This window comes from Streptomyces sp. NPDC088910, from assembly GCF_044749865.1.
GTDB lineage: Bacteria > Actinomycetota > Actinomycetes > Streptomycetales > Streptomycetaceae > Actinacidiphila.
Genome location: NZ_JBIVIV010000004.1, coordinates 85,982 through 103,842, shown reverse-complemented (window position 1 = coordinate 103,842; position 17,861 = coordinate 85,982). Strand labels below are relative to the sequence as shown.

15 protein-coding genes are annotated in these 17,861 nt (G+C 69.4%); 3 read left to right on the top strand and 12 right to left on the bottom strand.

What is annotated here, in order from left to right; genetic code table 11:
- Window positions 1-128 precede the first annotated feature (128 nt).
- Window positions 129-1,640, bottom strand: coding sequence for a depupylase/deamidase Dop (dop, locus tag ACIP4Z_RS11520; RefSeq protein WP_355332996.1), 1,512 nt, complete (start codon window positions 1,638-1,640; stop codon window positions 129-131).
- 93 nt (window positions 1,641-1,733) lie between these two features.
- On the bottom strand, window positions 1,734-3,500 hold the full coding sequence (arc, locus tag ACIP4Z_RS11515) for a proteasome ATPase (protein WP_355332999.1): 1,767 nt from the start codon (window positions 3,498-3,500) through the stop codon (window positions 1,734-1,736).
- Between the two features lie 236 nt (window positions 3,501-3,736).
- Here arc and ACIP4Z_RS11510 point away from each other — a divergent pair, with 236 nt between their 5' ends.
- Window positions 3,737-4,090, top strand: a complete 354-nt coding sequence (locus ACIP4Z_RS11510; protein ID WP_355333001.1) for a ferredoxin — start codon at window positions 3,737-3,739, stop codon at window positions 4,088-4,090.
- Window positions 4,091-4,148: 58 nt separating this feature from the next.
- Here ACIP4Z_RS11510 and ACIP4Z_RS11505 read toward each other — a convergent pair whose 3' ends face one another.
- From ACIP4Z_RS11505 to ACIP4Z_RS11495, 3 genes are all read right to left on the bottom strand, one after another.
- Entirely contained in the window at window positions 4,149-4,715 is a 567-nt protein-coding gene (locus ACIP4Z_RS11505) for a hypothetical protein (protein WP_391161047.1), read from the bottom strand.
- 231 nt (window positions 4,716-4,946) lie between these two features.
- The gene (locus ACIP4Z_RS11500; RefSeq protein WP_355333006.1) at window positions 4,947-5,867 is read right to left on the bottom strand and encodes a tRNA (adenine-N1)-methyltransferase; all 921 of its coding nucleotides are present in this window, start codon (window positions 5,865-5,867) and stop codon (window positions 4,947-4,949) included.
- A 100-nt stretch (window positions 5,868-5,967) separates the two neighbouring features.
- On the bottom strand, window positions 5,968-7,236 hold the full coding sequence (locus ACIP4Z_RS11495) for a site-2 protease family protein (protein ID WP_391161052.1): 1,269 nt from the start codon (window positions 7,234-7,236) through the stop codon (window positions 5,968-5,970).
- Between the two features lie 91 nt (window positions 7,237-7,327).
- On the opposite strand from ACIP4Z_RS11495, the gene ACIP4Z_RS11490 reads away from it, so the two are divergent.
- Window positions 7,328-8,212: a RecB family exonuclease gene (locus tag ACIP4Z_RS11490; RefSeq protein ID WP_401306752.1), complete on the top strand. Its 885-nt coding sequence runs from the start codon at window positions 7,328-7,330 to the stop codon at window positions 8,210-8,212.
- 19 nt (window positions 8,213-8,231) lie between these two features.
- Window positions 8,232-8,903 carry a response regulator gene (locus ACIP4Z_RS11485; protein ID WP_188282977.1) on the top strand — a complete coding sequence of 224 codons (672 nt, stop codon included), beginning with the start codon at window positions 8,232-8,234 and terminating at the stop codon, window positions 8,901-8,903.
- 113 nt (window positions 8,904-9,016) lie between these two features.
- Here the strand turns inward: ACIP4Z_RS11485 and ACIP4Z_RS11480 are convergent, their stop codons facing one another.
- From ACIP4Z_RS11480 to ACIP4Z_RS11450, 7 genes are all read right to left on the bottom strand, one after another.
- The gene (locus tag ACIP4Z_RS11480; RefSeq protein ID WP_355333012.1) at window positions 9,017-10,615 is read right to left on the bottom strand and encodes an ABC transporter substrate-binding protein; all 1,599 of its coding nucleotides are present in this window, start codon (window positions 10,613-10,615) and stop codon (window positions 9,017-9,019) included.
- 26 nt (window positions 10,616-10,641) lie between these two features.
- The gene (locus ACIP4Z_RS11475) at window positions 10,642-11,994 is read right to left on the bottom strand and encodes an oligopeptide/dipeptide ABC transporter ATP-binding protein (protein ID WP_401306748.1); all 1,353 of its coding nucleotides are present in this window, start codon (window positions 11,992-11,994) and stop codon (window positions 10,642-10,644) included.
- Window positions 11,978-13,078, bottom strand: coding sequence for an ABC transporter ATP-binding protein (locus tag ACIP4Z_RS11470; protein WP_401306745.1), 1,101 nt, complete (start codon window positions 13,076-13,078; stop codon window positions 11,978-11,980). Before ACIP4Z_RS11470 ends, ACIP4Z_RS11475 begins: the two co-directional genes overlap by 17 nt.
- Complete coding sequence (locus ACIP4Z_RS11465; RefSeq protein ID WP_355333020.1) at window positions 13,075-14,118, bottom strand: ABC transporter permease; 1,044 nt, start codon at window positions 14,116-14,118, stop codon at window positions 13,075-13,077. The genes ACIP4Z_RS11470 and ACIP4Z_RS11465 overlap by 4 nt, the downstream gene beginning before the upstream one ends.
- On the bottom strand, window positions 14,118-15,137 hold the full coding sequence (locus tag ACIP4Z_RS11460; RefSeq protein WP_223187295.1) for an ABC transporter permease: 1,020 nt from the start codon (window positions 15,135-15,137) through the stop codon (window positions 14,118-14,120). Before ACIP4Z_RS11460 ends, ACIP4Z_RS11465 begins: the two co-directional genes overlap by 1 nt.
- A gap of 115 nt (window positions 15,138-15,252) precedes the next feature.
- Window positions 15,253-16,812: an ABC transporter substrate-binding protein gene (locus ACIP4Z_RS11455; protein ID WP_355333024.1), complete on the bottom strand. Its 1,560-nt coding sequence runs from the start codon at window positions 16,810-16,812 to the stop codon at window positions 15,253-15,255.
- A gap of 332 nt (window positions 16,813-17,144) precedes the next feature.
- Entirely contained in the window at window positions 17,145-17,846 is a 702-nt protein-coding gene (locus ACIP4Z_RS11450) for an HAD-IA family hydrolase (protein WP_391129323.1), read from the bottom strand.
- Window positions 17,847-17,861 lie beyond the last annotated feature (15 nt).

The window sequence follows — 17,861 nt, the reverse complement described above, 5'->3', positions numbered from 1 at the left end:
TTCCGTGCGCTCGGTTGACTGCCTACAAGATCAGACCCTACAAGCAGGGCCCGACATCAGCGCTCGATTACGTCAACGTACGAGTGCCACTGGGTTGTTTCCCGGTTCTGGACCGTTTCAGCCGCGGATCAGCCGCCGGAAAGGATCCGTACCAGGTCCTCCGCCGTGCGACAGCGGTCCAGCAGCTCCTTCACGTGCTTGCGGGTGCCCCGCAGCGGCTCCAGCGTGGGAACCCGCTGGAGCGAGTCCCGGCCGGGCAGATCGAAGATCACCGAGTCCCAGGAGGCGGCGGCGACGTCGTCCGCGTACTGTTCGAGACAGCGCCCGCGGAAGTACGCCCTGGTGTCCTCGGGCGGCTTGGTGGCGGCCCTGACGACATCGGGCTCGTCCAGCAGCCGCCGCATGCGGCCGCGCTCCACCAGCCGGTTGTAGAGGCCCTTGTCGGGGCGTACGTCGGCGTACTGGAGGTCGACCAGGTGCAGCCTGGCGGCGTCCCAGCCCAGGTTGTCGCGGCGCCGGTAGCCCTCCAGCAGCTCGCGCTTGGCGATCCAGTCCAGCTCGCCCGACAGGCTCATCGGGTCGTTCTCCAGCCGGTTGAGCACGTCCTCCCAGCGGGCCAGCACATCGCGGGTCTGCGGGTCCGCGTCGACGCCGTAGCGCTCCTCGACGTATTTGCGGGCCAGCTCGAAATACTCCATCTGGAGCTGTACCGCGGTCAGCGTCCGGCCGTTACGCAGTGTGACGAGCTGTCGCAGTGCGGGGTCGTGGGAGACCTCGTGCAGGGTGCGGACCGGCTGATCGACGGCCAGGTCCACCTTGATGAAGGAGTCCTCGATCATGGAGAGCACCAGCGCGGTGGTGCCCAGCTTGAGGTAGGTCGAGATCTCGGAGAGGTTCGCGTCGCCGATGATCACATGGAGCCTGCGGTACTTCTCGGCGTCGGAGTGCGGTTCGTCGCGGGTGTTGATGATCGGGCGCTTGAGGGTGGTCTCCAGGCCCACCTCGACCTCGAAGTAGTCGGCGCGCTGGCTGATCTGGAAGCCGTCCTCACGGCCGTCCTGGCCGATGCCGACCCGGCCCGCGCCGGTCACGACCTGGCGGGAGACGAAGAAGGGCGTCAGGTGCCGCACGATGTCCGAGAACGGGGTCTCCCGCTTCATCAGGTAGTTCTCGTGCGTGCCGTAGGACGCGCCCTTGTTGTCGGTGTTGTTCTTGTAGAGGTGGATCGGCTGCGCGCCGGGGAGCTGCGCCGCCCGCAGCGCCGCCTCGGCCATGATGCGCTCCCCCGCCTTGTCCCACAGCACCGCGTCCCGCGGATTGGTGATCTCGGGCGAGGAGTACTCGGGGTGCGCGTGGTCGACGTACAGCCGCGCGCCATTGGTGAGGATCACATTGGCCAGGCCGATGTCCTCGTCGGTGAGCTGCGTGGAGTCGGCCGAGTCCCGGGCGAGGTCGAAGCCCCGGGCGTCCCGCAGCGGGTTCTCCTCCTCGAAATCCCAGCGGGCCCGCCTGGCCCGGTGCATCGCCGCCGCGTAGGCGTTGACGATCTGGGACGAGGTGAGCATGGCATTGGCGTTGGGGTGGCCGGGGACCGAGATGCCGTACTCCGTCTCGATGCCCATTACTCGCCGTACGGTCATGCGGCCCTCCTTGCCCGGCTCCGGCCCGTGCTGAGCCGGAAACACACCGGCTGCGGGTACCCGCTGTGGGGACCCGCAGCCGGAGGGTAGTGCTTACAGATACTGTCCCGTGTTCGCCACGGTGTCGATGGAGCGTCCGGTGTCCGCGCCCTGCTTTCCGGTCACCAGGGTGCGGATGAAGACGATCCGCTCGCCCTTCTTGCCGGAGATACGGGCCCAGTCGTCGGGGTTGGTGGTATTGGGCAGGTCCTCGTTCTCCTTGAACTCGTCCACACAGGCGGCGAGCAGGTGGGAGACGCGCAGGCCGCGCTGGTCGTGGTCGAGGAAGTCCTTGATCGCCATCTTCTTGGCCCGGTCGACGATGTTCTGGATCATCGCTCCGGAGTTGAAGTCCTTGAAGTAGAGGACTTCCTTGTCCCCGTTGGCGTAGGTGACCTCCAGGAAGCGGTTCTCCTCCGTCTCGGAGTACATCCGCTCGACCACCGACTGGATCATGGCGTCCACGGTGCCCGCCTTGGATCCGCCGTGCTCCGAGAGGTCCTCGGTGTGCAGCGGCAGGGTGTCGACCAGGTACTTCGAGAAGATGTCCTTGGCCGCTTCGGCGTCGGGACGCTCGATCTTGATCTTCACGTCCAGGCGGCCGGGCCGCAGGATCGCGGGGTCGATCATGTCCTCACGGTTGGACGCGCCGATGACGATGACGTTCTCCAGGCCCTCCACACCGTCGATCTCGGCGAGGAGCTGCGGGACGATGGTGTTCTCCACGTCCGAGCTGACACCGGATCCGCGGGTGCGGAAGAGGGATTCCATCTCGTCGAAGAAGACGATGACGGGGGTGCCCTCGCTCGCCTTCTCCCGCGCACGCTGGAAGACCAGGCGGATCTGCCGCTCGGTCTCGCCGACGTACTTGTTCAGCAGCTCGGGACCCTTGATGTTGAGGAAGTAGCTCTTGCCCTGCGGCTGCCCGGTGACCTCGGCGACCTTCTTCGCCAGCGAGTTGGCGACCGCCTTCGCGATGAGGGTCTTTCCGCAGCCGGGAGGGCCGTAGAGCAGCACGCCCTTGGGCGGGCGCAGTTCGTACTCCTTGAAGAGTTCGGCGTGCAGATAGGGCAGCTCCACCGCGTCGCGGATCTGCTCGATCTGGCCGCCGAGTCCGCCGATCTGGCGGTAGTCGATGTCGGGCACCTCTTCGAGGACGAGCTCTTCGACCTCGCTCTTGGGGACCCGTTCGTAGACATAGCCGGAGCGCGGTTCCAGCAGCAGGGCGTCGCCGGTCCGCAGGGCGCCGTCGAGGAGAGGTTCGGCGAGCCGTACCACCCGCTCCTCGTCGGTGTGTCCGATCACCAGGGCGCGCTCGCCGTCCTCCAGGACCTCCTTGAGGGTGACGATGTCGCCGACGCGCTCGAACTCCATCGCCTCGACCACATTGAGCGCTTCGTTGAGCATCAGCTCCTGTCCGCGCCTGAGGTCTTCGAGGTCGACGGCCGGGCTGACGTTCACCCGGAGCTTGCGCCCGCCGGTGAAGATGTCGGCCGTGCCGTCGTCATTGGCCTGAAGGAATACGCCGAAGCCGGCAGGTGGCTGCGCGAGCCGGTCGACTTCCTCCTTGAGGGCCACGATCTGGTCGCGGGCCTCCCGGAGGGTGTTCGCCAGCCGTTCGTTCTGCGCGGACACACCTGCCAGGTTGGTCTGCAGCTCGACGATCCGCTCCTCGAGAATCCTCGTGTGCCGCGGAGAATCGGCGAGCTTGCGTCGCAGGACGGCGATCTCCTGCTCAAGAAAGGCGACCTGGCTCATGGGGTCTTCCGAACCACGAGCGGGTCGGCCGCCACGGTTGTAGTCGTCGTCGTGGGCCGCCACGGTCCTCACCTCCTCCAAGGGGAGCTGGACGTTTCCAGACCCTACCTGGGCCGGTAGGGGTGTAAACCCCTAGATCAAAAAGACGATCGCGGTGTGTCCGATCTTCACCCTTGCGTACGTCCCTCCGCCAGTGAGATACCCACCGAGACCCGCCGATCACCATCGGAAAGCCGCCGGTTGTATCGTCGATCCGGTCAACACCCTGCGAAGGCTGTTGCTTCCTGATGGTGTTGCTGATGAGTTTCCGATGCTTCCTGAACGACGAACGGCAGGCGAGGGTTTCCGTGGGCAACGAGACGGCCGAAGCACTCGAGGTCTGGATCGACCAGGACCTCTGCACCGGTGACGGGATCTGCGTGCAGTACGCGCCCGAGATTTTCGAGCTGGACATCGACGGGCTGGCCTATGTGAAGGGTCCGGCTCCGGAGGGTGAGGAAGCCGAGCTGCTCCAGACACCTGGTGCCACCGTACCCGTACCGCTGCCGCTGTTGCGGGATGTGGTGGACTCGGCCAAGGAGTGCCCGGGCGACTGCATTCACGTGCGGCGCGCGGCGGACCGGGTCGAGGTGTACGGCCCGGACGCCGACTGAGCCGGACGGGCGGCCGGGGGCGGGCTCCGGGCCCGTGCGGCCGGACGGCCGCCCGCGGTCAGATGCTGTTGTTCGCCGGGCCGGGCAGCGCCACGTAGCGGCCGTCGCGCCACTCCCAGGAGTAGTCCCGCTTCAGGTCGGGGCAGCAGCGCGGCGTGGTGTCGCTCGAATAGCCGAGCACGGTGGCCCGTACGGTGCGGCCCTGGAGCCGGAAACCGGTGACGGACCGCTTGTCGGCGGGCCTGACCAGGGTCTCGGCGATCGTCGGACGCCCGCCCGCGGTGGCGGGCGCGGCGAGGACGAAGACGCCGCTGGGCGGGGTGCCGGTGTCGGCCCGGCAGCGCACCACGACGACCGTCTCGGGCCGCCCGTCGCCGTCCAGGTCGCCGGACACGTGGTTCAGGACCTCCACCGGGGCGCCCGCGCAGTCCAGCGGGTACGTGACCGCCTGGGGGTCCGGCGCGGCCACCGGGGTGGCGGGCGCCTCGGCGCCGCCCGATGAGGCGTCCGCGGGCTGTACGAGGGCCCCCGCGGCCACGATGGCGCCGAGCGCGGCGGCCGTGGTGATCCAGTGCACCGTGCGGGTGCGGGTGTGCGGGAGGGCCGGGCCTGCGGACGGCTGCACTCGCCTGTCTCCTGGGGTCGAACGGCGGGGGTGGCCAGCATGGTGCCATACGTCACACCAGGGGGGAACGGCGGGGCGGCAGTTGCCCGTGGTACCGCGCGTGCGGTGCGGGGAAAGGCCCACGGACCCGGAGAATCGGACCGCGAAAAAGCCGCCGCCGGTGCCCATCGGAGGGCAAACCGGCGGCGGCCGGGTGAAGTTGGCCGAAACGGCGCTGTTGACCGGGTGGCGCTACGAGGCGGCGTCGGCCGGGGCGGAGCCGCCGCTCGCGCTGCCGGGTCCGGTGTAGTCCTCGCCGTAGGCGCCCTTGGCGGGCCTGCGGCGGCGCAGCGGGGGCTCCACGCCGTCCGCGAGGCGGCGGGCGGTGAGCAGGAAGCCGGTGTGTCCGATCATCCGGTGGTCCGGGCGGACGGCCAGTCCCTCGACGTGCCAGGTGCGGACCATGGTCTCCCAGGCCGCGGGCTCGTTGAAGGTGCCGTGCTCGCGGATGGCCTCCACGGTACGGGCGAGCTGCGTGGTGGTGGCCACGTACGCGCACAGGATGCCGCCGGGGACCAGGGCCTTGGCGACCGGCTCCAGGCACTCCCAGGGCGCCAGCATGTCCAGGATGACCCGGTCCACGTCGGTGTCCGAGAGGTGGTCCTGGAGGTCGCCGACGGTGAGCTGCCAGGCGGGGTGCGGGCCGCCGAAGTAGCGCTCCACGTTCTGGGTGGCGATCTCGGCGAAGTCGGCGCGGCGCTCGTAGCTGTGCAGCATGCCGTGGTCGCCGATCGCCCGCAGCAGGAAGCTGCTCAGCGAGCCGGAGCCCACGCCCGCCTCGACGACCCGGGCGCCGGCGAAGATGTCGGCCATCGCCAGGATCTGCCCCGCGTCCTTGGGGTAGACCACGGCGGCGCCGCGGGGCATGGACAGGACGTAGTCGGGGAGCAGGGGGCGCAGCGCGAGGTAGGCGACGTTTCCCGTGGTTCGGACAACACTGCCCTCGGGAGCACCGATCAGCTCGTCGTGCGGGAAAGCGCCCTTGTGGGTGTGGAACTGCTTTCCGGCTTCGAGCGTGAAGGTGTAGTGGCGTCCCTTGGGGTCGGTGAGCTGGACCTGGTCCCCGACTTTGAAGGGCCCGCGTCGGCGGGCGGCACCGGTCGGTTCGGACATAAGACCACCCTACCGGCTGTTTTACGGCCGCCTGTTCACGCGGCTTCCGGCCGCCCGTTCACCAGGGCCGCCGACGTGGCCCGATCACGCGTCGGCCTGTTCACGCGTCGGGCCGGGACATCGCCGAGAGGAAGGCGCGTTCGACGTCCACGGTGGACAGGACGCCGTAGATCTCGCCGGTGGGCTCGACCACCAGGTACTCCGTGGAGGGGGCGGCCCGCAGGGCGTCGAGCAGCTCCTCGCCCGACAGCTCGGCCGAGACGCGCATGCCGGGGGTGAGGTCCTGGGCGAGGCCGCTGACGGCGACCCAGGGGCGGCGGTGCTCGGGGATGTTGACGATCGCGGACTCGCGGACCAGCGCGGTCGCGGCTCCCGCGCCGTCCACCACGACCAGGGCGCGCGCTCCCGCCTCGTTGGCCCGGCGCAGCGCCTCGGACAGCGGGGTGTCGGAGGCGACGGGCACGGCCCTGCGGGTGAGGGTGCGGGCGCGCAGTCCCGGCAGCCGCTCGCGCAGCCTGGCCATGCGCAGGCTGTTGCCCGCGCCGGTCCAGATGATGGCGGCCAGGATCGCGGCGAGCAGGGCGTCGGTGAGCGAGTCCGCGCCGCTGCCGTCGCCGTTGTTGCGCAGCCCGCCCGCGTACGACAGCAGGGGCAGGCCGATCAGTACGGCGATGGCCAGGCCCCGGCCGACCCAGGCGGCGGCGACGGTGCCGGTCATCGGCTTGCCGCTGATCTTCCAGACCACGGCGCGCAGCATCCGGCCGCCGTCCAGCGGCAGGCCGGGCAGGAAGTTGAAGATGGCCACGATCAGATTGCTGACCATGAGTCCGGCGAGCAGCACTCCGGGGACGGTGCCGGACTCCACGAACTGCATGCCGCCGAAGAAGACCCCGGCCAGGACCAGCGAGAGCAGCGGGCCGACGAAGGCGAGCACGAATTCGCGGCCCGGTGTCTCCGACTCCTTCTCGATCTCGGAGACGCCGCCGAAGAACTGGAGCTGGATCCGCCGTACGGGGAGCCGGAAGCGGAGCGCGGCGACGGTGTGGGCCAGTTCGTGGATGAGCACGGAGGCGTAGAAGGCGACCGCGAAGAAGAGCGAGACCAGGTAGCGGATGCGGCCCAGCTCGGGCAGCACGGTTTCCAGCTGGCCGCCGAAGACCCAGGTGATCAGGGCGGCGACCAGGAACCAGCTCGGGGCGACGTAGATCGGGACACCGTAGAAGCGGCCCATGAGGATGCCGCCTCCGGGCTCGCGCGGCGGCTTGTCGCTGCCGCCGTCCCGGCCCGGGATGTTGGTGTTCTTGGACGGCGGCCGGCCGCTCTCGCTCACTGGTTCCCCTCGTTCGGATACGGACCCTGAGTCGATCATGCGGGACGACGGGCTCCGCAGCCATGCTATTGCCCCGCTGTTCCGGGCGGGACACCCGCACTGTCGGTGGCAGGCCGTAGGGTCGTCTGCCATGGGCACCAGCACCGAGAGCATCCCGCCGCGACCGCCGTCGTCGCTGTCCCCGTCGCGCGCGGCGGACTTCATGCGCTGCCCGCTGCTGTACCGGCTGCGGGTGATCGACCGGCTGCCCGAGCAGCCGAGCGAGGCGGCCACCCGCGGCACCGTGGTGCACGCCGTGCTCGAACGGCTCTTCGACGCCCCTGCCGCCGAGCGTACGGCCGAGCGGGCCCGGGCGATGGTGCCGGGCGAGTGGCGGAAGCTGCTGGCGGCCCGCCCCGAGCTGGCGTCGCTGTTCCGGGCGGCGGACGACGCGGTGGACGCGGGGGCGCTGGCGCAGTGGCTGGAGAGCGCCGAGCGGCTGGTGGACCGCTGGTTCACCCTGGAGGACCCGACGCGTCTGGAGCCCGCCGAGCGCGAGCTGTACGTGGAGACGGTGCTGGAGTCCGGGCTGACGCTGCGCGGATACGTGGACCGGCTGGACGTGGCACCGGCCAGCGGCGACCTGCGGGTGGTGGATTACAAGACGGGCAAGGCGCCGCGCCCGGAGTACGCGGAGGAGCCGCTGTTCCAGATGAAGTTCTACGCGCTGGTGCTGTGGCGGCTGCGCGGTGTGGTGCCGCGCCGCCTCCAGCTCGTCTACCTGGGCAGCGGGGACGTGCTGACGTACGACCCGACCGAGGGCGATCTGCGGGCCACCGAGCGCAAGTTGCAGGCCCTGTGGGAGGCGATCAGGGAGGCGACGGCCAGCGGGGACTGGCGCCCGCGCCGTACGCCGCTGTGCGGCTGGTGCGACCACCAGGCGTTCTGTCCCGAGTTCGGGGGGACTCCCCCGCCCTATCCCCTGGCGGAAATAGCGGGTGCGCTGCCTGTCGTGGGCGAGAATGGCCCGATCTAGCGAAGGCGAAGGAGAACCCGTGGCTATTCGCGTCCTGCTGGTGGACGATCAGCCCCTGTTGCGTACCGGTTTCCGGATGATCCTGGAGGCCGAGGGCGATCTCGTCGTGGTCGGCGAGGCCGGGGACGGCCAGCAGGCCCTGGACCAGGTGCGGGCGTTGCAGCCCGATGTGGTCCTGATGGACATCCGGATGCCCCGGATGGACGGGGTGGAGGCGACCCGGCAGATCACCGGGCCCGACCGGTCGGGCCCGGCCAAGGTGCTGGTGCTGACCACCTTCGACCTCGACGAGTACGTGGTGGAGGCGCTGCGGGCGGGGGCCAGCGGCTTTCTGCTCAAGGACGCGCCCGCCGCCGAGCTGGTGCAGGCGATCCGGGTGGTCGCGGCCGGTGAGGCGATGCTCGCGCCGAGCATCACGCGACGGCTGCTGGACAAGTACGCGGGCCGGCTGCCGTCCGGTGAGGACGCGGTGCCGCAGCCGCTGCACTCGCTGACCGAGCGCGAGGTCGAGGTGCTGAAGCTGGTGGCCCGCGGGTTGTCGAACGCGGAGATCGCCGCCGAGCTGTTCGTCAGCGAGACGACCGTCAAGACCCATGTCGGCCATGTGCTGACCAAGCTGGCGCTGCGCGACCGCGTCCAGGCGGCGGTCTACGCGTACGAGAGCGGGCTGGTGCGCCCCGGCGCGGGCTGACGTCCCCCGCGGGCGCACGGCATGCGCGAAGCGGCCGGCCGCGGTCCCTGAGGTTCGGGACCGCGGCCGGCCGCTTTCGTCGTCGCGCCGTCACCGGACGGCCGGTCTCCGGGTCAGCCGGAGACGCCGCGGCCCAGCTCCCAGAACTGCGTGGTGGTCGAGGAGTTGAGCGCCCACTCGACACCGGTGATGTCGGGGCGCGACGCGATGTACTGCTTGCCCTGCCACAGCGGCAGCATCGGCACGTCCTGCGCGATGAGGTTCTGGGCGGTCGCGAAGTCGGCGCTGGCGGTGGACCGTTCGGCCTGCTTGCGGGTGGCGGGCAGGATCTGGTCCTGGATCTGCTTGTTCTTGTACGGCAGGTTCAGGAAGTTGTCCTTGTCGAAGAACGGCGCGATGTAGTTGTCGGGGTCCGGGAAGTCCGGGAGCCAACTGATCGCGAAGATCTGGTAGGCGCGGGAGGACGCCTTGGACAGGAAGGCGTTCCACTGCTCGCTCTTGGCCGTGACGGTGAACAGGCCGCTGGCGTTGAGCTGCCGGGCGATCTCCTCGGCCTCCGGCTGGTTCATCGTGCCGCCGGTGTCACGGCGGTAGTTGATGGTCAGCTCGACCTTGTCGTCGATGCCCGCGTGGTGCAGCAGCGACTTGGCGTTGCTGACGCTCGGCACCTGGTACTTGTTGAAGAACGAGTTGATGTGACCGGTGATGCCCTGCGGCACGACCGAGTACAGCGGCTCGGCGGTGCGCTTGTAGACGTCACGGGTGATCGCCTGGCGGTCCAGGACCCATGCCATGGCCTGCCGGACCGCGACGTCCTTGAGGTTCGGCGAGTCGGTGTTGAGGAACAGGTAGCGCGCCTCGCCGCCGGGGGCCTCGGTCAGCTTCACGTTCGGGTCGGTGCTCTGGAGCAGGTTGTTGATCTGGTCCGGGTTCAGCGTGCGCGACATCACGTCGATGCTGCCGGCCTTGAGCGCCGCCTCCATCTTCTTGGAGTCGGCGAACAGCTTCAGGTCGACCTTGCTGTTGTTGAGCTTGAGGATGCCGCCGTAGTGCGAGTTCTTGGAGAACACGCCCTGCTTGGCCTGGACGAAGGAGTCCAGTGTGTACGGTCCCGAGCCGACCAGCTTGAAGCCGGTGTACGGCTTGTCCATCTCGTAGACCCGGCTGTCGACGATCGCGGCGGCCGGGGTGGCGAGCTTGGCCGGGAAGGTGGCGTCGGCGGCCTTCAGGTGGAAGATCACGGTCTTGGAGTCGGGCGCCTCGACGGACTTCACGTCCGATATGAGGGAGGCCGGGCCGACCTTGTAGTTGATCTTCTGCATGCGCTCGATGGAGAACTTGACGTCCTCCGCCGTGAGGTCGTGGCCGTTGGAGAACTTCTGGCCGTCGCGCATCGTGCAGGTGTACGTCAGCCCGGACGTGTCGTTGTAGTGGCACTCCTTCGCCGCGTCCGGGGTCGGGGTGGTGCTGCCGCGCGGGTAGGTGAGCAGCATCTGGAACGTGTTGTAGAAGATGTTCCAGGTCGCGCTGTCGTAGGAGGTCGCCGGGTCGAGGGGGGCCGGGTTGTCCTTGGTCAGCTCGATACTGTCCGTGGTGCCGACGACGATGGCTTTGCCGCTGTCGCCGCTCCCCCCGCCGGTACCGCCGCACCCAGCGATCAGGGGTGTCATGACGCCCAGCAGGGCGGGCAGCACCAGAAGCTTGCGGTTCATCGTCGTCGTTCTCCTCTTGTTCCCGCTCATGTTCCCTGGGCGCTCGCGGCGTGCTGGTGCAGGTGGCAGGCGACTTGCACGCCGGTCTTCGGAATCAGGTTGAGGCGCGGATCGCGTGGCGGGGCGAACTCCACCACGACCCGGCCGCTTTCGGCACGCATCGTGACCACTCCGCGCCAGAAGGGCTCACGCGGTTCGGCCGCCGATGCTTCCTCGCGCAGACGCCGGAGGTATTCCAGCACATCCTCGGCCGTGTGGCTTCTTCCGGGGGCGATCGATACGTGGCCGAGCCCTGGAGCGGACAGTGAATCGAGGTCCGCGAACAGCGCCTTCTCCGCGGTGCTGTCCTGCGGGGGCAGCTCCAGCCAGCGGCGTTCCAGCAGGGCGCGCAGGTCGCGGGCCTCCCAGCCGCACTCGGCGACCGCGACCGGGCAGCGCGGGTGAAAGGCGCAGCCCAGGGGCGGTGCGGCGGCGTCCGGGATCTCGCCGCGCGGCAGTTCGCGCTCCACGGCCAGCCGCGGGTCGGGCTCCGGGATGGCCGCGAGCAGGGCCTTGGTGTAGGGGTGCTGCGGGTCGGCGAAGACCTGTGCGGTCGGGCCGTACTCGACTATCCGGCCGAGATACATGATGGCGATGGTGTCACAGAAGAACTTCGCGCTCGCCAGGTCGTGGGTGACGTAGACGTACGTGAGGTCCAGGTCGCGCTTGAGGTCCAGCATGAGCTGGAGGATCTTGGCGCGGACGCTCATGTCGAGCATCGAGATGGGTTCGTCGGCGACCAGCAGTTCCGGCTCGGCGATGATCGCGCGGGCCAGTACGGCGCGCTGCTTCTGGCCGCCGGACAGGTCGGCGGGGAACTTGGAGAGGTAGCGCTCGGGCGGGGTGAGGCCGACGCGCTCCAGCGCGTCGGTGACCCTGGCGTCGTACTCCTGCTCGCTGTCGACGAGTCGGTGGATGCGCAGCGGGTGGCCGACAGCCGTGCGGATGTCCATCGCCGGGTTGAGGGAGGCGTGCGGGTCCTGGAAGACCATCTGGAGCTTGCGGCGCAGGGGGCGCAGCGCGCGTTCGCCGAGGCCGCCCATCTCCTGGCCGCGGTAGCGGATGGAGCCGCCGGTGGCCTTGTTCAGGCCGATCAGGGTGCGGCCGAGGGTGGTCTTGCCCGAGCCGGACTCGCCGACCAGGCCGAGCACCTCGCCCTTGCGCAGGGTGAGGCTCACGCCGTCGACGGCCTTGACCGCGCCGGCCGCCCGGCCGCCGAAGCGTCCCAGCAGGCTGCCGCGCAGGCCGAAGTGGACTTCGAGGTCGTCGACCTCGACGAGCGCCTCCGCGCCGTCCCCGGCGGCGCCGCCGGAGGGCATCACATCAGGCTTCGTCAGCAACGCTGATCTCCTTCACCGCGGCGAGCGGCTCGCGCCCGCCCGTTCCCAACTCGTCGGCCAGCGAGGGATCGGCCTCGATGGCCTGGTGCCAGCAGGCGCTGCGCACGCCGGAGGGCAGCGTCACCTCGGGCGGCTCCGCCGTCGCGCATCCCGCCATCGCCACCGGACAGCGCGGATGGAACCGGCAGCCATCCGGCGGTCGCACCAGATCCGGCGGACTGCCGGGGATGTAGTGCAGTCCCGTGGTGGACAGGGAGATGGTCGAGCGGAGCAGTTCCTTGGTGTACGGGTGCTGCGGGTCGGCGAACACCGCGCGGGCATCGCCCTGTTCGACGATGTGGCCGGCGTACATCACCGCGACCCGGTCGCACGCTTCGGCGACGATACCGAGATTGTGCGTGATCAGCACCAGTGAGGTGTCGAAGTTCTTCCTGAGGTCGGCGAGGATCTTGATGATCTGCGCCTCGACCAGGACGTCGAGGGCCGTGGTGGGCTCGTCGGCGACGATGAACGCGGGCCGCAGCACCAGCGCGAGCGCGATCATGATGCGCTGCCGCATGCCGCCGGAGAACTCGTGCGGGTAGTTCTCGTAGCGGCTCTCGGGGATGCCCATGCCGCGCAGCGCCTCCAGGGCGCGCGCCTTCACCTCGCGCTTGGGGAGGTTCTTGTGGTGGGTGCGCAGGGCCTCCTCGAAGTGCTGGGAGATCCGCATGAGGGGGTTGAGCCGGGTCATCGGCTCCTGGAAGATCAGGCCGAGTTCCGGGCCGCGCAGCTTCTGGATCTCGCGGTCGGACAGTTCGGTGAGGTTGCGGCCCGCGCCGCCCTCGCTGTTCAGCACGACCTCGCCGTCGACCGCGGCGGCGGCCGGGGTGAGGCCGAGGACGCCGCGGCCGAGGGTGGACTTGCCGCAGCCGGACTCGCCGACCAGGCCGAGGGTCTCGCCGGGGCGTACGTCGAAGCTGACGCCGTCCACGGCGCGGACCGGGCCGCGGTCGGTGCCGTACCAGACGCGCAGGTCGCGTACGGACAGGACGGGTCCGGCGGGTGCGGGCCCGGCGGGGACGGGTTCGGTCACGGTGGTCACTTGGCGGCCGTCCCTTCGGGGGTGATGACGGTGCGGCGGCGGGTGTGCGGCGGGAGCAGCACCTTGGAGATCCGGCGGCGGCGCATGGTCGGGTTGAGGACGTCGTTGAGTCCCTCGCCGAGCAGGGTGAAGCCGAGGATCGCGATGACCATGGCCAGGCCTGGGTAGAGGCAGGTCCACCACATGCCCGCGTTGACGTCGTCGATGGCGCGGGAGAGGTCGTAGCCCCACTCGGCGGCGTCGGTGGGCTGGATGCCCAGGCCCAGGAAGCCGAGGCCGGCCAGGGTGGCGATGGCGTCGGCGGCGTTCATCGTGGTGATGACGGGCACCGACTGGATGACGTTGCCGAAGAGGTACTTGCGGATGACGACGGACGGTTTGGCGCCCATCGCGCGGGCGGCCTCGACGAAGGTCGCCTCGCGGGCGGAGAGCGCGGAGGCGCGGACCACCCGGAAGTACTGCGGGATGTAGACCACGGTGATCGACAGGGCGGCGGTGATGATGCTGCCGCCCGCGATCCCGGCGAAGACGAATCCGGCGACGATCGCCAGCAGCAGGTAGGGGAACGCGAAGAGCGCGTCCATCACGAGCACCAGGATGCGGTCGAGCCAGCCGCCGAAGTAGCCGGAGAGCAGGCCCAGCAGGACGCCGATGATCAGCGAGAACACCACGGCGAGCACCATCACCTCCAGCGCGGTGCGGGCGCCGTAGATGGTGCGCGAGAGCACGTCGAGGCTCTGCACGGTGGTGCCGAACCAGTGGTCGCCGTCGGGCGCGCCCTGCTTGGGGAAGCGGGTGCCGCCGGACTGGTACGTGTCGAAGTCGTACGGCGCGATCAGCGGGCCGAAGACGGCCATGATCACGAAGAGCGCGGAGATCAGGGCGCCGGTCCAGAGCATGAACCGCGGTACGCCGCGGGCCTCGCGGATCGCCGCCCAGATCCGCCGCAGGCCGCCGAAGCGGGTCGACCTGGGGGCGGGCAGCTGTGCCTGCGGGGCCTCGGTGGCCGGGCCGGGGGGTATGGGGGTTGTCTGGGCCATCAGTACCGCACCCTCGGGTCGATCAGCGCGTTCACGAAGTCGATCAGCATGCTGATCACGACGACGACCAGGGCGAAGACGGTGACGATGCCCTGGACGGCGACGTAGTCGCGCTGGTTGATGTAGTCGATCAACTGGCGGCCGATGCCGGGCCAGTTGAAGATCTGTTCGGTGAGCACCGCGCCGCCGAGCAGCATGGCGACCTGGAGGCCGAGGACCGTGATCACCGGCACCAGGGCGTTGCGGAAGCCGTGCCGCGCCACGACGTGGCGTTCCTTGACGCCGCGGGCGCGGGCGGCCTCGATGTAGTCGCCCTGGAGCGACTGGATGAGGTTGATCCTGATCATCCGGATGAAGACGCCGACCACGAGCAGGCCGAGGCAGACCGACGGCAGGATCAGGTGCTGGGTGATGTCGCCGACCGCGTCCCAGTCCCCGGCCAGCACCGCGTCCACGATGAGGATGTGCGTCTGGGTGGGCACGTTGAGCTGCACCAGCGGGGAGGCCTGGCCGGAGGTGGAGCCGAAGGCGAGCATCAGCAGCGGCGCGGTGACGAAGACGGGCGCGGCGTAGCTGACGGTGCTGAAGAGCCGACTGGTGACGTCGACCGCGCGGTCCCGGTAGCGGCCGGCGAGCAGGCCGACGGGGATGCCGATGACGGCGGCGAAGACCAGGGCGCCCGCGGTGAGGGTGAGGGTGGCGCCGCCGTTCTCGACGATGATGTCCCGCACGCTGCGGCGGTCGGAGAACGTGGTGCCGAAGTTCAGGGTGCCGACGGACTTCAGGTAGTCCCAGAACTGCTGGTAGACGGGGGCGTCGAAGCCCGCCGCGTGGCGTCTGGCGGCGAGTTCGGCCGCGCTCAGCTTGCCGCCCTGCGAGGCCGAGATGGGGTCGCCCGGCGCCACCCGCATCATGACGAAGACCAGGACCAGCAGGATGAGGACCATGGGCACGGCGAGCGCGATCCTGGTGAGGACGTAGCGGCGCAGCGACCCGGACTGCTTGCTCGTGTTGCTCAACTGAGTGTGTCTTTCTTCAGGAACAGAACAGGCTCAGGTACGGCTCAGGTACGGGCTGGGGAACAGCCGCGGCGGCCGGTCCGCGGGGGCGTCACCCCCGCGGACCGGCCGTCCGTCACTTGGAGCCGAGCTCGTAGAACCGGAACATCGTCGGGTCGAGCGCCTTGTCGGCGCCGGTCACGCCGTCACGGATGACCACGGTCTGCTTGCCCTGCCAGAGCGGGATGATCGGGACGTCGTCGGCGACGATCTTCTGGATGTCGGCGAACGCCTGGTCGCGCACCTTGGCGTCGTCGGTTCCCTGCTCCTTGACCAGGAGCTGCTGGATCTCCGGGTTGTCGTAGCCGGTGCCGAGGAAGGGCTGCTTGCCCAGGAACGGCGAGACGTCGTTGTCGGCGTCCGGCAGGTCGGGGAACCAGCCGATCATGTACGAGGCGTACGTGTCGGACTTCTCGTCCTTCTGGTACTGCTGCCACTCGGTGGAGCTGAGCTTCACCTTGAACAGGCCGGTGGCCTCCAGTTGCCGCTTGATCGCGGTGGCCTCGTCGGCCGCCGCGGCGCCGTAGTGGCTGGGGGTCCAGGCGTACGCGATGTCGACGGGGGCGGTGATGCCCGCGTCCTTGAGTATCGCGGCGGCCTTGGCCTTGTCCGGGGCGCCGTACTTGTCCTTGAAGGCCTCGGTGTGGCCCTGGATGCCGTTGCCGACCATGGAGTAGAGCGGGGCCACGGTGCCGTCGTAGGCGTCCTTGGCGATGCCCTCGCGGTCGATGACCTGGGCGACGGCCTGGCGGACCGCCTTCTGGTCGGACGGCTTCACCTTGGCGTCGAAGACCAGGTAGCGCTTCTCGGTGCCGGTGCCGTCGAGCACCTGGATGCCGGAGGTCTTCTTCAGGTCCGCGGTGTCGGTGGGCGACAGGGTGCGGAAGGCCGCGTTGACCGTGCCGTCCTTGACGGCCTGCTTGAGCGCGGACGCCTCGGAGAAGTACTGGAGCACGAACTGGCCGTTGTTGAGCTTGGCCGGGCCCTTGTAGGTCTTGCTGGCCAGGAACGACGCCTGCTGCTTGGGCGTGTACTTGTCCAGCGTGTACGGACCCGAGCCGATGATCTTCGAGCCGTCGAGAAGCTTGTCCTTCGGGAAGGTCTTCTCGTCGACGATCGCGCCCGCGTCGGTGGCGAGCACCGAGGGGAAGGTCGAGTCGGCGTTCTTCAGGTGGAAGACCACCTGGTCGTCGCCCTTGGCCTCGGTGCTGTCCAGGCTGGCGAGCAGGCTGGACGGGCCGTTGGGCGCCGCGATGCCGACCATGCGGTCGAACGAGAACTTCACCGACGCGGCGGTGAGCTTGTCGCCGTTGGAGAACACCAGCCCCGGCTGGAGCGTGCAGGCGTACGTCTTCGGGTCGGTGAAGGCGCACGACTTGGCCGCGTCCGGTTCCGGCGTGGTGCCGCCGGTCGGGAAGTGCATGACCTTCTGGTAGACGCTGTCGATGACCTCCCAGGAGCCGTAGTCGTACGCTCCCGCGGGGTCGAGTGACGACACCGAGTCGATGGTTCCGACGATCACGGCGCCTTTTCCGCCACCGGCCGACGAGTTGTCCTTCTTGCCACCACACGCGGACGCACCGACGGCCAGGAAGGCCACGGCGGCTGCGGCGACGACACGCTTGTTACGTGACATCCAGTGAATCCCCTTGCTCAAATGCCGGTCGTTCGATTCGGCATTGACCAGCAGGGACACTAGCCGGAGGGACCTACTCCGCTAGAGCACGGCGAAGTTGAGGCGGAATTACATACCGATAACGGGGCTCGGAGCACCGATAAACGGACGGCGGTACGATCCCTCCCCGGTCGGAACATTGCGGACATTCGGCCGCGCCGCACGTCCCGATCTGCGGATCTCATCCAGGCAGGACAGCGCGGTGTCGACCTCCCCGCGCGTGACATAGATCACCAGGGGCCGGATTCCGACCTGTGAGACGCCTCTGGACGGTTCCTATTCAGCAAATACGCTCAGTGAACGCGCGCATTCAAAGCGCGCAGGAAAGGCACGCTCAGCTCTTCGAGCGAACCGACGACCGTACGCCCTGGAGCGGCCTCGACGGGCACCAGCGAGGGCACCGCGACCACCCGGCAGCCCGCCGCCTCGGCGGACGCCACACCGGTCAGGGTGTCCTCGACGACCACACAGGCGGCCGGGTCCGCGCCCAGCCGGGCGGCGGCGGTCAGATACGGCTCGGGGTGCGGCTTGGTGCGGCTCACCTCGTCCCCCGCGACGGTGAAGGCGAAGTTCTCCGCGCCCAGCGTGCGCAGCATCACATCGATGGTCCGCCGGTGCGAGGCGGACACCAAGGCGGTCGGGACGCCGTACGCGGCCAGCTCGGTGAGCAGCCTGCGGGCGCCGGGCATCAGCGGCGCGCCCCGGGCGATCAGCTTCTCGAAGCGGATGTTGACCGCCAGCATCAGCTCGGCCAGCGTCGCGTCCGCGCCGGTGGCGGCGATCAGGTGCCCCACGCTGCGGGCCATCGGGCCGCCGATCACCACCTCGCGGTGCGCCTCGTCCAGCACGTGCCCGAGGTCCGCGAAGACCTCACTCTCCGCCGCCCACCAGATGCCCTCGGTGTCCACCAAGGTGCCGTCCATGTCGAGGAGCACCGCCTGGAGGGCGGGGCCTTGCGCCATACGGGTGTCGGCGACAGGGATGCTGCTGGTCATACGCCCCACTCCTCG

Bases quoted from the DNA above. Each gene is read 5' to 3' on its own strand.
- ACIP4Z_RS11490 (WP_401306752.1), top strand. From the start codon at position 7,328: ATGGGCACCAGCACCGAGAGCATCCCGCCGCGACCGCCGTCGTCGCTG.
- ACIP4Z_RS11500 (WP_355333006.1), bottom strand. From the start codon at position 5,867: ATGTCCGAACCGACCGGTGCCGCCCGCCGACGCGGGCCCTTCAAAGTC.
- ACIP4Z_RS11510 (WP_355333001.1), top strand. From the start codon at position 3,737: ATGAGTTTCCGATGCTTCCTGAACGACGAACGGCAGGCGAGGGTTTCC.
- ACIP4Z_RS11450 (WP_391129323.1), bottom strand. From the start codon at position 17,846: ATGACCAGCAGCATCCCTGTCGCCGACACCCGTATGGCGCAAGGCCCC.
- ACIP4Z_RS11480 (WP_355333012.1), bottom strand. From the start codon at position 10,615: ATGAACCGCAAGCTTCTGGTGCTGCCCGCCCTGCTGGGCGTCATGACA.
- ACIP4Z_RS11495 (WP_391161052.1), bottom strand. From the start codon at position 7,236: ATGATCGACTCAGGGTCCGTATCCGAACGAGGGGAACCAGTGAGCGAG.
- ACIP4Z_RS11465 (WP_355333020.1), bottom strand. From the start codon at position 14,118: ATGGCCCAGACAACCCCCATACCCCCCGGCCCGGCCACCGAGGCCCCG.
- dop (WP_355332996.1), bottom strand. From the start codon at position 1,640: ATGACCGTACGGCGAGTAATGGGCATCGAGACGGAGTACGGCATCTCG.
- ACIP4Z_RS11455 (WP_355333024.1), bottom strand. From the start codon at position 16,812: ATGTCACGTAACAAGCGTGTCGTCGCCGCAGCCGCCGTGGCCTTCCTG.